Source organism: Christiangramia echinicola DSM 19838, from assembly GCF_000423065.1.
GTDB classification, from domain to species: Bacteria; Bacteroidota; Bacteroidia; order Flavobacteriales; family Flavobacteriaceae; genus Christiangramia; species Christiangramia echinicola.
The window spans coordinates 532,702-547,456 of the sequence record NZ_AUHG01000010.1 but is presented as its reverse complement, the minus strand read 5'-3'; the positions used below and the strand labels follow the sequence as shown (position 1 = coordinate 547,456).

Annotated in this window: 11 protein-coding genes; 4 read left to right on the top strand and 7 right to left on the bottom strand. The window is 39.2% G+C overall.

The window, feature by feature from the left end:
• Window positions 1-163 precede the first annotated feature (163 nt).
• The 3 genes from G530_RS0102890 (at window position 164) to dgt (ending at window position 5,189) form a co-directional block, all read left to right on the top strand.
• Window positions 164-1,141, top strand: a complete 978-nt coding sequence (locus G530_RS0102890) for a ribonucleotide-diphosphate reductase subunit beta (protein ID WP_026933096.1) — start codon at window positions 164-166, stop codon at window positions 1,139-1,141.
• 151 nt (window positions 1,142-1,292) lie between these two features.
• Entirely contained in the window at window positions 1,293-3,752 is a 2,460-nt protein-coding gene (locus G530_RS0102885) for a ribonucleoside-diphosphate reductase subunit alpha (RefSeq protein ID WP_026933095.1), read from the top strand.
• Window positions 3,753-3,842: 90 nt separating this feature from the next.
• Window positions 3,843-5,189 (top strand): dGTP triphosphohydrolase, encoded by a 1,347-nt coding sequence (dgt, locus tag G530_RS0102880; RefSeq protein ID WP_026933094.1) that lies wholly within the window; start codon window positions 3,843-3,845, stop codon window positions 5,187-5,189.
• 2 nt (window positions 5,190-5,191) lie between these two features.
• Here dgt and G530_RS0102875 read toward each other — a convergent pair whose 3' ends face one another.
• Window positions 5,192-6,184: a DUF3078 domain-containing protein gene (locus tag G530_RS0102875; protein WP_026933093.1), complete on the bottom strand. Its 993-nt coding sequence runs from the start codon at window positions 6,182-6,184 to the stop codon at window positions 5,192-5,194.
• A gap of 39 nt (window positions 6,185-6,223) precedes the next feature.
• Window positions 6,224-7,993 (bottom strand): 1-deoxy-D-xylulose-5-phosphate synthase, encoded by a 1,770-nt coding sequence (locus G530_RS0102870; protein ID WP_026933092.1) that lies wholly within the window; start codon window positions 7,991-7,993, stop codon window positions 6,224-6,226.
• A gap of 90 nt (window positions 7,994-8,083) precedes the next feature.
• Here G530_RS0102870 and G530_RS0102865 point away from each other — a divergent pair, with 90 nt between their 5' ends.
• Entirely contained in the window at window positions 8,084-8,533 is a 450-nt protein-coding gene (locus G530_RS0102865; protein ID WP_026933091.1) for a nucleoside deaminase, read from the top strand.
• A gap of 7 nt (window positions 8,534-8,540) precedes the next feature.
• Here G530_RS0102865 and G530_RS0102860 read toward each other — a convergent pair whose 3' ends face one another.
• The 5 genes from G530_RS0102860 to G530_RS0102840 all read right to left on the bottom strand — a co-directional run bounded on the left by G530_RS0102860 (window position 8,541) and on the right by G530_RS0102840 (window position 14,703).
• Window positions 8,541-9,224 (bottom strand): hypothetical protein, encoded by a 684-nt coding sequence (locus tag G530_RS0102860; protein ID WP_026933090.1) that lies wholly within the window; start codon window positions 9,222-9,224, stop codon window positions 8,541-8,543.
• A gap of 150 nt (window positions 9,225-9,374) precedes the next feature.
• A complete protein-coding gene (locus G530_RS0102855; RefSeq protein ID WP_026933089.1) occupies window positions 9,375-10,160 on the bottom strand; it encodes a glycoside hydrolase family 16 protein in 786 nt (261 codons plus the stop codon).
• A complete protein-coding gene (bglX, locus tag G530_RS0102850; protein ID WP_026933088.1) occupies window positions 10,160-12,436 on the bottom strand; it encodes a beta-glucosidase BglX in 2,277 nt (758 codons plus the stop codon). Before bglX ends, G530_RS0102855 begins: the two co-directional genes overlap by 1 nt.
• A gap of 110 nt (window positions 12,437-12,546) precedes the next feature.
• Complete coding sequence (locus tag G530_RS0102845; RefSeq protein WP_026933087.1) at window positions 12,547-13,428, bottom strand: glycoside hydrolase family 16 protein; 882 nt, start codon at window positions 13,426-13,428, stop codon at window positions 12,547-12,549.
• Window positions 13,429-13,572: 144 nt separating this feature from the next.
• The gene (locus G530_RS0102840) at window positions 13,573-14,703 is read right to left on the bottom strand and encodes a glycoside hydrolase family 16 protein (RefSeq protein ID WP_026933086.1); all 1,131 of its coding nucleotides are present in this window, start codon (window positions 14,701-14,703) and stop codon (window positions 13,573-13,575) included.
• Window positions 14,704-14,755: the final 52 nt, after the last annotated feature.

Below are 14,755 nucleotides of genomic sequence, written 5' to 3'. Positions count from 1 at the left end.
TACTATCCTTATTTAACAAGAAAGTATGAAAAACTTGGGAAGACAAGTGTTGAAAACTTTGTTGAAAACGTTTCTCTTATATTCTTTCATTATCTGTCTCATTTTTAAATATTTGTTAAACACTTTTCAATTATAACCACAAAGAATTAAAATTTTAACAATTATGGCCCAGAACGAACCCATTTTGCAGGAGAACAAAGATCGCTTTGTCATCTTCCCGATCAAACATCATGACATTTGGGATTGGTATAAAAAAATGGAGGCTTGTTTCTGGACCGCTGAAGAAATTGATCTTCACCAGGATTTAACCGATTGGACCAATAAGTTAAATTCAGACGAAAGATATTTTATAAAACATATTCTGGCATTCTTTGCAGCTTCAGATGGGATTGTAAATGAAAACCTTGCCGAGAACTTCGTAAATGAAGTTCAATATTCCGAAGCTAAATTCTTCTATGGTTTCCAGATCATGATGGAAAATATTCATTCTGAGACCTATTCTCTTTTGATAGATACTTATGTAAAAGATGATAAAGAAAAAGACAAGTTATTCAGAGCTATAGAGGTTTTCCCGGCAATCAAGAAAAAAGCAGATTGGGCTTTACAGTGGATAGATTCAGATTCTTTTGCTGAAAGACTGATCGCTTTCGCTGCCGTAGAAGGTATATTTTTCTCAGGAGCCTTTTGTTCTATTTTCTGGTTGAAAAAGCGTGGTTTAATGCCCGGGCTTACTTTTTCTAATGAGCTTATCTCAAGAGATGAAGGAATGCATTGTGATTTCGCAGTACACCTGCACAACCATCACCTGGTTAACAAAGTGCCAAAAGAAAAAATAAGAAAGATCATCATCGATGCTCTAAATATAGAACGTGAGTTCGTAACCGAATCACTTCCTGTTAGTTTGATTGGTATGAATGCCAAGTTAATGACTCAATACCTGGAGTTCGTAACCGACAGGCTACTTGTAGAACTGGAATGTGAAAAAGAATTCAATGTTTCAAATCCATTCGACTTTATGGATATGATCAACCTGCAGGGTAAAACCAATTTCTTCGAAAAACGAGTAAGTGAATACCAGAAGGCAGGAGTAATGAACAAAGACAAAGAATCAGACGAGATCAGCTTTGATGCTGATTTCTAAAGAGCAACTGCGCCAAGCCCCCCAATTTGGCGCAAGTTGATCTTTGTTTTCACCCGAAATTATATTTTTATTAATCCGGATTAACCACCGGCCTGGAATGCTAATACTCTTTCCCAAGATACTTTAGCCCAACTAACTAAAATTGTAGCGTATGTATGTAGTTAAAAGAGACGGGAGAAGGGAACCCGTCATGTTCGACAAAATCACTTCCAGAGTTAAAAAACTGTGTTATGGTCTCAACGAATTAGTAGATCCTGTTAAGGTCGCGATGCGTGTGATTGAAGGTCTTTACGACAACGTAACCACCAGTGAACTTGATAATCTTGCTGCAGAGATCGCAGCAACAATGACTACAGCACATCCAGACTATGCTAAACTTGCCGCCAGGATCTCTGTTTCCAACCTGCATAAAAATACCAAGAAGACCTTCTCTGAGGTTATGACAGATCTCTTTGAGTATGTGAATCCTCGTACCGATGAGAAAGCTCCACTCCTTTCTGAAGAGGTTTACAAGGTGATCATGGAAAACAAGGAAAAACTGGATTCTACGATCATCTATAACCGCGATTTCGGTTATGATTACTTTGGATTCAAAACACTGGAGAGATCTTATCTTCTTAAATTGAATGGAGAGATCGCCGAAAGACCTCAGCATATGTTAATGCGGGTTTCTATCGGGATTCATATTGATGATCTAGATGCAGCCATAGAAACCTATGAGCTGATGTCTAAAAAATACTTCACCCACGCTACTCCAACACTTTTTAACTCGGGTACTCCTAAACCCCAAATGTCGTCATGTTTCCTGCTTACTATGAAAGATGATAGCATAGACGGAATTTACGATACGCTTAAACAAACTGCCAAGATCTCTCAATCTGCCGGGGGAATTGGACTCTCTATCCACAATGTAAGAGCCACAGGTTCTTATATTTCCGGTACTAATGGTACTTCAAACGGGATTGTACCAATGTTAAGAGTTTTCAATGACACTGCACGTTACGTAGACCAGGGTGGCGGAAAGAGAAAAGGGTCTTTCGCCATGTATGTGGAACCGTGGCATGCTGATATTTTCGACTTCCTTGACCTCAAAAAGAATCATGGAAAGGAAGAAATGAGAGCTCGGGACCTATTCTATGCCATGTGGATGCCAGATCTATTCATGAAAAGGGTTCAGGAAAATGGAAAGTGGACTTTAATGTGTCCGCATGAATGTCCAGGATTGTATGACACTTACGGCGAAGAATTCGAAAAGCTTTATGAAAAATATGAAGCTGAAGGAAAAGGCCGAAGAACTATAAAAGCGCGTGAGGTATGGGAAAAAATCATGGAATCTCAGATTGAAACCGGAACTCCTTACATGCTTTACAAGGATGCAGCAAATAGGAAATCTAATCAGAAGAACCTTGGTACCATTCGCTCTTCAAACCTATGTACTGAAATTTTAGAATATACCAGTAAAGATGAAGTAGCGGTTTGTAACCTTGCTTCTATTGCTCTACCTATGTTTATTAAGGGTAACGAATTTGATCATAAAGAGCTTTTTAAGATCACGAAGAGAGTTATCAAAAACCTTAACAAGGTTATAGACAGGAATTACTATCCCGTAAAGGAGGCTGAAAATTCAAACATGCGCCACCGTCCGGTTGGACTTGGGGTGCAGGGTCTTGCTGATACGTTTATAAAACTTAGAATGCCTTTCACTTCAGACGAGGCTAAGAAACTGAACCAGGAGATCTTCGAAACTTTATATTTCGCTGCTGTTACCGCCTCTATGGAACTGGCGAAAGAAGAAGGACCATACTCAACATTTGAAGGATCACCAATAAGCCAGGGAGAATTTCAGTATAACTTATGGGGAATAAAAGATGAAGAATTAAGCGGAAGATGGGAATGGACAAAATTGCGCAAGCAGGTTATGAAGAACGGAGTTAGAAATTCTCTTTTACTAGCACCTATGCCTACCGCATCTACTTCTCAGATCCTTGGAAACAACGAAGCTTTTGAACCTTACACTTCTAACATATATACCAGGAGAGTATTATCTGGAGAATTTATTGTAGTGAACAAGCATTTACTGGAAGACCTGGTTTCCAGAGACCTGTGGACTGAAGATGTGAAGAACGCGATCATGAGAAATAATGGGTCGGTTCAGGATATAGATGTTATTCCTGAGGACCTTAAAGAACTATACAAGACCGTTTGGGAAATGAGCATGAAAGATATCATCGACATGTCCAGACACAGAGGATATTTTATAGATCAGTCTCAATCGCTTAACCTGTTCATGGAAAATGCGAATTACAGCAAGCTTACTTCGATGCACTTCTATGCATGGAAAAGCGGACTTAAAACAGGTATGTATTATCTGCGAACTAAATCTGCAGTAGACGCCATTAAGTTTACCCTGGAGAAAGAAAAGAAGAAAGAACCCGTTGCAGTAACTACTGATGCTCCTGCTAAAGCGGCTGAAAAACTTAAAGCACAATCACAACCTGTTATTTCTGCACAAACTGAAGAGGAAGGAGCTCTATCTCCCGAGGAGTTAAGAGCGATCATCGCTCAGTCTAAAGAAGCTGAGGGTGACGACTGTTTAATGTGCGGTTCTTAAAAATTTGGCTAATACAAATTTGAATTAAGAAGGGGAAGTAGTTATTACTTCCCTTTTTTAATATTTTTGGGCCACAACAAAGACATTTATATGAATTGGGAGCAACTCTTATCTCTTAAACGATTTGGAGACACACATAAAAGACTAAGAAAAGAACAGAATGAAACCCGTCTGGGTTTTGAAGTGGATTACGACAGGATCATCTTTTCTTCTGCCTTTAGAAGTTTACAGGATAAGACTCAGGTGATACCGCTTTCCAAGACAGATTTCGTACATACCAGGCTAACACACAGTCTTGAAGTTTCGGTTGTGGGAAGATCTTTAGGCAGACTCGCCGGCCAGAAACTAATTGAAAAACATCCTCATTTAAGAGATACTTTTGGTTATAGAATGAACGATTTCGGAGCAATTGTAGCCGCGGCTGCGCTTGCTCATGATATTGGAAATCCACCTTTTGGACATTCAGGAGAGAAAGCTATTGGCGAATATTTTAGCCATGGGAACGGGAACCGATTCAAGGATCAGCTTTCAGAAAAAGAATTTCAGGACCTGGTGAAATTTGAAGGTAATGCAAATGGTTTCAAGATACTTACTGAAAACAGACCGGGAATTACCGGAGGTCTAAGATTATCATATTCCACTCTGGGAGCCTTTACTAAATACCCTAAAGAATCTTTACCACACAAACCAACGAATAAAATTGAAGATAAGAAATTCGGATTTTTCCAAAGTGAAAGAGCTGTTTTTGAGGAAGTAGCCGAAGAACTGGGTCTTAAAAAGACCAGGGACGGAAAGGATATTGGCTATTCTAGGCACCCACTGGCGTTTCTGGTTGAAGCAGCAGATGATATTTGCTATACGATCATCGATTTTGAAGACGGGATAAATCTTGGGCTTATAGATGAAGATTATGCCCTTGAATACCTTATAAAACTGGTTAAGGATAACATTAATACTGGCAAGTATAATCAACTAAAAAGTACTGCAGACAGGTTAGCATATTTGCGTTCACTTGCCATAAATACATTGATCGTTGAAGCGGCTGATATTTTTATTCAGAATGAAGAAGCCATTTTAAACGGTGAATTTCATGAATCTCTATTCGATATGAGCAAATATGAGGCTCAGATCAAGGATATCATTAAGATTAGTATTGAAAAGATCTATCAGAGTGAAGAGGTGATAAGCAAAGAAATTGCGGGATACAGAATGCTTTCTTACCTCCTGGATGTTTACACTAAAGCTATACTTCCTGAAAGGAATGCTGAAAGCTCTAATTTTACTAAACTGGTTTTAAAATCGGTTCCGGAATTGGATCCAGTAATGGAAAGTGAATCGGTTTATGAGAAACTAATAGGGATTTGTTCCTATACAGCTTCACTTACCGATGGAATGACGGTAGCATCTTTTAAAAAATATAAGGGACAAAGCCTTTAAGTTCAGAAATCATATACGATACCTACACCCAGCATTTGTTTAAGCTGAATACGCGGACCGGAAGTTTCTAGCTTCCCGTCTCCGTTGGTATCTTCCTTGAATTTTACATCATCATCATAGCGAATATGGGTGCCAACGTTAGCTTTTACAAAGTCGTTTACCTGCATGTTCACTGATAATTGCCAGTCTACATCTACATTCCCGAATTTATTCAAATAGTCTGAATAAAGACTTACCTGATTGTTTACGTCGATATTCTCCCAGACCTCTTTACTGAAGCCACTGGTGACCAGGAACCCGAATTCTGTCCTAACGTTCTCTCCTTCCTTTAGAATATTTCCCAGTTCATCTGTGACCGCAGGTTCCACCCCGAACATACCTTCATTGGCCAGTCTCTGGTCCAGTACAAAGGTAGATTTGAAAGTTATGGGAGATAGATATACTGTTAGATCTTCCTCTGGATGCGAAAATTCTGTTCCGGCACCAAGAAAGGTATAACCTGGGGCCATAAACCTGGAAATGGCAACTTCGGTATCTGGATACTTATAACCATTGGAGAACTGAGAATTAAAACTAAATTTTCCCGAATAATACCAGTTTGATGTACTATCCTGCCTGAAGCCGAAGGATGAATTCAGTCTTAATTCATCTTCTGTCTTTCTGATCTCACGTCCTTCCTGGGCATTGATACCATACCGCAGCGAAGCCGAATTTTTCCAGATCGTATAATCTTTTTCGAAGTTCCTTTGAAAGTTGGCGTAAAAAAGTGCTGAAACAGAGTTATTACCACCAGAATTCCAGTTCACGAAAGCCACCTCACTAAGATTCACTCCAAAAGTGTTCTTCTCGGTCCAGTAGATCATCATGGAATCTGTATTTGTAGTGTCTTTTGATATGGTTGAAGTAGTATCCCTTACTGTAATAAATTTATTATCAGAGGCTAGAGTTTTTAGTGATGTAAGGCAGAAAAGGAATAGTAGGATTCGGAACTTCATTTATTGACTTGGGTTTTCGGAATTGCGAAAATAAAAAATCTATATCATAGATTTTATTTTTTCTTGTATTCCTTCAACGTGAATTCCGCAAATTTCTTGTAATTGATCTACACTTCCTTGTTCAATAAATTCATCGGGGACACCTAATATTTCGATATCTCCCTTATAACCAAGGCTTGCCGCGTATTCTAAAATTACACTCCCAAAACCACCTTTTTTCACTCCGTCCTCTACAGTAATGATTTTTGAGTATTTCTTGAAGATGCCTTTAAGCAATTCTTCATCCATTGGTTTTACGAATTTCATATCGTAATGGGCGACTTTTCCAGGCGAAAGTAATTGCTTGATTGCGGTATCTACATTACAGGCCATATTACCAATACTTAGAACAGCCAGATCACTACCCTCTTTTATACATTCTCCCTTACCAATCTTTACTTTCTCAAAAGGCAGCTTCCATTCATTTAAAACTCCCCTACCTCTTGGATATCTAATTATTAGTGGTGCATCCAGGCCTAATTGAGCGGTATATAATAAGTTTCTAAGCTCTACTTCATTTGCTGGTGCAGCGATCATAAGATTGGGAATACACCTGGCATAAGCAATATCAAAGACTCCGTGATGCGTGGCTCCATCTTCTCCTACCAGTCCTGCACGGTCCAGGCAAAAGATCACCGGTAATTTTTGTAAAGCCACATCATGTATCAACTGATCATAGGCTCTTTGCAGAAAGGTAGAATAAATAGCACAATAGACCACAAATCCCTGTGTCGCCATCCCTGCGGAAAGAGTGACGGCATGTTGCTCTGCGATACCCACGTCAAATGCTCTTTCTGGGAAAGTTTTCATCATGTACTTTAATGAACTCCCTGTAGGCATAGCCGGAGTGATCCCGATGATCTTTTCATTTTTTTCTGCCAGTTCTACGAGACTAAGCCCAAATACATCCTGATACTTCAGAGGCAATCCATCAGTGTCATATTTCAGAAGCTCACCCGTATTCGGTTCAAACTTCCCGGGAGCATGATACTTAACCTGATCCTCTTCAGCCTTTTTAAGGCCTTTCCCCTTCTTTGTGATCACATGTAGAAACTTGGGTCCTTTGATAGCTTTCATTTCCTCCAGCACCTTTAAAAGGCCTTTTAGGTCATGACCATCTACCGGCCCGAAGTATTTAAAGTTGAGCGCTTCAATAATATTATCCCGGGATGGTCTATAACCAACTCTGGCTTTGGTAAGATACTCCTTCAATGCTCCAACACTTGGGTCTATCCCAATCGCATTATCATTAAGAATTACTAAGAGATTCGCTTTGGTTACTCCGGCATGATTTAATCCTTCAAAGGCCATCCCGCTGGCTATGGAAGCATCCCCGATCACGGCTATATGCTGTTTTTCGGTTTCTCCCTTTAAATTTGAAGCAATTGCCATTCCCAATGCTGCCGAGATAGAGGTAGAAGAATGCCCCACCCCAAAAGTATCGTATTCACTTTCTTCTCGCTTAGGAAATCCGCTTAATCCATTAAGCTGCCTGTTGGTTTCAAAATTATCACGCCTGCCGGTTAAGATCTTATGACCATATGCCTGGTGTCCAACATCCCAAACCAGGAGGTCTTTGGGAGTATTAAAAATATAATGCAAGGCAATGGTTAGTTCCACCACTCCAAGACTAGCTCCAAGATGTCCTTCTTTGGTAGCAACAATATCAATAATGAATCTACGAAGTTCCTGAGCAAGCTGAGCTAGTTCTTCTTCCTTCAGATCCCTAAGATCTAAAGGAGTATTTATATTTTCTAGAATTCCGGCCATACCCCGCAAAGTTACATTATGCAACTGAATTGCACAGGGCTTGCTATAATTCAACCTTCAAAATTTATATCTTTCAGGAAAAATTTAATGATGCTGTCTCCATTCAACGATGAATATTTTATGAAAAAGGCTTTGGAAGAAGCTGAAACGGCCTATGAAAAAGGAGAGATCCCGGTTGGAGTTGTTGTAGTTATAAATGACAGGATAATCGCACGCGGGCACAACCTGACGGAAACTTTAAATGATGTAACCGCTCACGCCGAAATGCAGGCGATCACTGCCGCAGCAAATTTTCTTGGCGGGAAGTACCTTCAGAATTGCACCATGTATATTACCCTGGAACCATGCCAGATGTGTGCAGGAGCTTTATACTGGAGTCAGATCTCAAAAATTGTATTCGCTGCAGAAGATCTCCAGCGAGGTTACAGAAAATTTGGGGTTCAATTACATCCTAAAACCGAAGTAAAAAGCGGAATTTTAGCAAAAGAAGCCAGCGATATTTTAAAAAGATTTTTTATTGAAAAGCGGAATTTGAATTAATATCCTATCATTTACCGAGAGTTACCTCATCATGCAATTTGGGATCCAGCCCGGATGGCATTCCATTTAATTTCTGGCCATTCACGAACATTTCTCCATTAATAACCTCAAAATTGTATTTATCCTTAGAAGCATGTTGCGGCATTGGAGGTCTACCTGTTCTCGGAAAAAATTGCACTCCAACAGCTTTCCCTGTTTTTAAATCAATTTTTAAAGCTACATCCTGGGGGATACCATCAGAAGATGACCAGGGTTGAATATGAGCGATCAAAATATTCTTATTTTCATAGCCAACATTGAAAGGATGAAAAGCATAAACAGCATCAGGATATTCCAAATCAGCTTTGCTTTCTATCATTCTTTTTAGATCGGCATCTTTAAAAGTATATTTCAAATTTCTACCAAATTCACTATAAACTTCGAGTTTCCCATTACTATTTCGAGTTGGAGAATTCAATTGAGCCATGCCCAAAGCAAGGTGGGTTCCATCTGGAGAAACAGATAAAGCATCCAGCCTCCAATTTCCAATGGAGATGTCAACATTTGTTTGTTGCACTGTTTGCGGTGGATTCCCCTTATTAGCAAAGGCTGATTTAACCTTGGCATCTTTTTTATAATAAATGTAAGTACTACCGCAAGAGGAAAGAAAGAAAATTAGAACGAAGAAAAATTTAGTATATCGTAGTTCCATACCCTAAGATTTAAGGGTTTAATATACACTTTTTCAGTGATTTATGTTTTAATCACATATTAGAAGTCAATAAACAAAAAAAGCGAAACCTTAGCTAATCATCCACATAGGCTAGCTAACCCAATAATTTTCCAGGTTTCGCCTGTACTTTTACAAATCTTCAGGAAGCTCAGTTACCTTGATATGATCTATATAGAATTTATCTGGTAAGGCCTGATCATTTATTTCGGCACCACCAAGATTTCCACCAACTGCCATATTTATAAGGAAATAGAAATCCTTTCTGAAAGGATAATGTTTATCATCATATTTCTCTGGAGTAAATCTGTACAACTGCTCATCATCTACAAAAAATTCAATATAATTCTTAGTCCATACAGCTTTATAGGTATGAAAACCTTCTTCGATATCTTTAATCTTAGTCTTCTTTGTATTTATTGTATTGCCATGACTGGCAGGGGTGTGCAGAGAGGTGAAAACTGTTCCAGTTTCTCTACCTATATACTCCAAAATATCTATTTCACCACTAGCAGGCCATCCAACCTCGCTAATATTTGCACCTAACATCCATATAGCAGGCCAGAGACCTTTACCCGTAGCAATTTTTGCCCTTACTTCTATCACTCCATAGGTAAATTCAACGTTGTTTTTGGAATTGATCTTTCCCGAATAATATTCACCGTCTTTCTTAACTGCTGTGATCACGAGGTTGCCATCTTTCACCTCTACATACTTGCGGTCGTAAATCTGTTCTTCATTATTTCCCCAGCCGCAAAGGTTTGGACAACCGTCACCTTCTTCATAATTCCAGACGCTCATATCCAGTTTATCACCATTGAAGTTCTCTTCAAAAATGATTTTTTCCTGTGACTGTCCAGAAAGGAAGGCTCCAATTAAAAAGCTTCCCGTGATTATTATTTCGGAATATTTTCTCATTACTTGTTATAATTAAATTTAACTGTCTTAAGCTCTTCAGAATTTCCACCAACCATTAACTTAAATTCTCCTGGTTCAGCTTCCCATTTTTCAGAAGCACCGTAAAATTTAAGCATTTCTTCGCTAATGATAAATTCAATTGTTTTTGTTTCACCGGGAGCCAATTCTACCATTTTAAAACCTTTTAATTCTTTGATTGGTCTGGCTACACTTGCAACAAGATCATGAAGATAAAGCTGAACGACTTCCTTTCCTTTTACATCACCAGAATTAGTAACCGGTACGCTTAAGGTAAGAGATCCACCTTCAGATAGTTCTTCTGAAGATAATGATACATCACCATAATTGAAAGTAGTATAACTTAGCCCAAAACCAAAAGGATATAATGGCCCGTTGGTGATATCTGTATAGTGAGAATAGGTCACATGCAGATCGTTGGCAGGCCTACCTGTATTCATTCTATTATAATACAGTGGCTCCTGACCAACAGCTCTAGGGAATGAAACCGGTAATTTACCTGAGGGATTATATTTTCCTAAAAGCACATCGGCGATTGCATTACCACTTTCAGTTCCTAATTGCCACACTTCCACAATTGCAGGAATATTCTCAGCAGCCCAGGTAATTTCCATAGGCCTACCGTTCATCAGTACTAAAACAATATTCTTATTTACCTTCTGAACCTCTTTAAGTAATTCAAGTTGTAAACCTGCAAGACCTATATTTGCCTGGCTACGTCCTTCTCCAGATTGAAATGCGTCCTCACCAAGAACCATGATCACCAATTCGGCATCTTTGGCTTTGGCCACAGCATCTGGAATTCCAGATCTGTCAGTTTTATTGATCTCCAGGGGCATCAAAAAACTGCGTTCTCCCTGGCCAAGCGCAACCCCTTTGGCATAAGTGATTTTCGAATTAAATTCTGTATTTTTCAATCCTTCTAATACTGAAACTGCTGAATTCGTTTCTCCCTGTGCCCTCCAGTTTCCTATGGGCGTATCTTTATCATCTGCCAGTGGACCTATAACTGCTATTTTCTTAACTGAAGATTTTATAGGCAAGAGATCATTCTCATTCTTTAATAGAACGATAGATTTTTTTGCAATATCGCGAGCAGTCTTTCTATGCTCATCATAAGGCACTTCATTTTCCAGGTTAGCATTCATGTATTTATAAGGATCCTCAAATAAGCCCATTTTGAACTTAACGCGAAGAATCCTTTTTACAGCTTCATTAATCAACCCTTCATCTATCTTACCTTCTTTAACCAGCTGTTCTAATCCAGCTTCATAAGCACCACCTTCCATATCCATATCGCTACCAGCGATAACGGCAATTTCAGCAGCATGAATCTTATCACGGGCAAATCCGTGGGGGATCATTTCTGAAATAGAACCCCAGTCTGAAACTATGAATCCCTGCCAGTCCCATTTACCTTTTAAAAGATCTCTTTGCAGACTTTTACTTCCGGTAGCGGGTATACCGTCAATAGTATTGAAAGAATTCATAAAAGTAGCTACTCCCGCATCTGCAGCAGCTTTAAATGGTGGTAACACCACATTATGAAGCTCATATTTACCGATGTTCACGGCATTGTAATCTCTACCACCTTCAGCAAGTCCATAACCTGCAAAATGTTTCGCAGTTGCAGCGATAGTCTTTGGATCTGAAAGGTCATCTCCCTGGTAACCATTAATTTTAGCTACAGCGATTTTAGACGTCAGGTAGGTATCTTCCCCAGATCCTTCCATGATCCTACCCCAACGGGCATCTCTGGAAATATCTATCATAGGTGAAAAGGTCCAGTTCACTCCCTGTGCTACAGATTCTAATGCAGCAATTCTGGCCGATTCCTGAGCAGCCTCAAGGTCCCAGCTTGCGGTCTCCCCAAGTGGCACCGGGAAAATAGTTTTATATCCATGGATCACATCATAACCAAAGATCAAAGGAATTTTGATCCTTGAGTTCTCCATATTCATTCTCTGCGCTTTTTCTGTAGCTTCGACAGAAAGCACATTTAGCATTGAACCAACCAGTCCTTTTTTAAGGCGGTCTTCTTTTTCCTTATTTCCAACTTCAGAAGCAGGCCCTGTAAGGTCCCAACTACCGTTATATTGAATCATTTGTCCAACTTTCTCTTCGAGGGTCATCAGGTTTAATACCGAATCAACTTTAGTCTCAACGTCTTTCACAGTACTCTGGATACCAGAATTCTGTGCAGTAGACCCCAGTGTCCCTAGAATAAAGGAAGAAATGATCAAGAAATATTTTCTCATGAAGGTAAATTATTATGAATCAAAAATTTACTTGAGTTTGTGCTCAATATTATTTTGCATTCCTGTTTTTGTTCTAAATATTATTTTTGCTAATCTGAAATGACCTCGTATTAGTTTACGCCATCTTGTTTACTTATCAAGACCCAGTCAATATAAACCTCAGCTTTTCCATCTTTTATAAGGTCCAGTGTTGATTCGGGAATTCCATTATATGGTTTTTCAACTCCATTGGTTTTATACGGATAAGCACCACCAAGAGCTAAGTTGAGAATAAGATATTTAGGATTATCAAAAGACCATTTCCCGTAATGTTCTACCATAGGTTTTGTAGCCCGATAGATCAATCTTCCATCAACTTTAAAATTAATTCCTTCTGGCGTCCAGTCAACTGAATATACATGCCAGTCTGTTACATCTTCCCCTTCCGGAAAGAAATATTTATTGACCAATGGGGTTTCCCCGGAAAATCCCGGACCATGTAGAGCCACACCTATCCAATCTGTCTCTCCCACATATTCCATGATGTCGATCTCACCGGTTTCAGGCCAATTACCACCACCCAGAGCCCAGAACGCTGGCCAGAATCCTGAACCTTCCGGAAGTTTCATCCTGGCAGCGGCTGTACCATAGGTAAACATTACTTTATCACGGGTATTAATTCTTCCAGAAATAAAATCGAAATTATTATCTCTAAAAGTTATATAGTTTGGGCTATAATGGGCTTTGAGTACCAGAGCATTTTCAGCTCCTTTTGCATCGGCGCCTTTTACATTAAAAATAGTTGCAGTGGAATCTACATAGATCTGCTGCTCATTATTCACCCAAAAGTCGGTCCCAACGACATTCCATTTCTCCCTGTCGAGAGAATTTCCAGAGAAATCATCAAAGAAGAGGGTGTCTGTTTCTGCTGTGGCAGCTATGTCCTGGGCATATGAATATCCGCTGAAAAGAATAGCCAGTATTACGAAGGTATTTAAATCTTTGAGTCTCATATAAATTAGTTTAAAAGAATAATTATCCCGAAAACCCCAGTGTTTCAGGGGTTCCAAAAAAAGGAACACTATTAAATTCTTCCTGATTAATTAAAAGAATCCCGGAGCAATTACCCTGAGGGATTAAGCTTAGATATACAACATCTATTGAAATACTTTTACGTAGTCAATTTCATAAATAGCCTCTGTAAAGTCGGCTGGAACGTCACCTCCCAAATTTCCTCCCATCGCTATATTCAACAATAAATAATGTGGATTATCATAAGGTTTTTCTGAGGAATTGGGCAGTTGGAAAATTAATTCCCCGTCTACATAAGTCTTTATACTACTGCTAGTCCATTCCATTGAATAAATGTGAAATTCACTCGAGGTATTTTGAACAGTTCTGGTACCTCCTGTATTCTTATATTCTCCAGTATTTCCATCTCCCCAATGGAAATGTGAAATAACCTCATTCTTATCCCAGCCTGTCTGTTCCATAATATCAATTTCTCCACAACCGGGCCATTGTCCGCTACCATACTGACCTTCAAAATAACTACCTGTTTCATTACAATTTGCACCCAATGTCCAGATTGCAGGCCAGGTACCAGCCGCCGCTGGCAGTTTAGCTCTTACCTCAACCCGCCCAAAAGTAAAGGCAAATTTTGAGTTTAAGCGCGCAGATGTATAGGATTTAGTTGAACCATTATAGGTGTATTGTTCTTTAATGGCTTTAATTTTTAAGGTCCCATCGCTCACATAGGAGTTCTCAGTTCGAGCTGTGTAATGCTGTAACTCGCCATTGAACCAGCTACCATTATTTGGTGGTATGACCTGATGATGCCATTTTAGTTCATCCAAACTTCCTTCATCCTCAAATTCATCGAAGAACACAAGTGTATTGAACTTTTGGTCAGATTTAAATACAGTGAAATCTACTGTTTCATTCACAAACTCCCCGGATGCTGAATAGGCCCATACTACAACATTTGAATCATATGTTCCTTCTTCAGAAAAAGTGTATTCCATATTTCCTGAGTTGCTTTCCTGAACCTCACCGCTATTAAATCTAAATGCATAACTCACCGCATTTGTAGCCGTCGCCGTTACCTGAACCACTCCAGATCCATCTCCATTAGGCTGTTGATCATTTGCACCCACCAGAGTTACATTTACCTGTAAATTTGAAACCTGTTTATCGGTTCCTGAATCGTCTGAACTACAGGAGTTAAGGAATAGTAGCACGGAAAAAGCAAAGTAGAAGAAGGTCGAACTTCTAAAATTATATGACATATTATTCTTTTCATTTTCATTAATCAATCTTCAAATAATTATACGCGCCTGC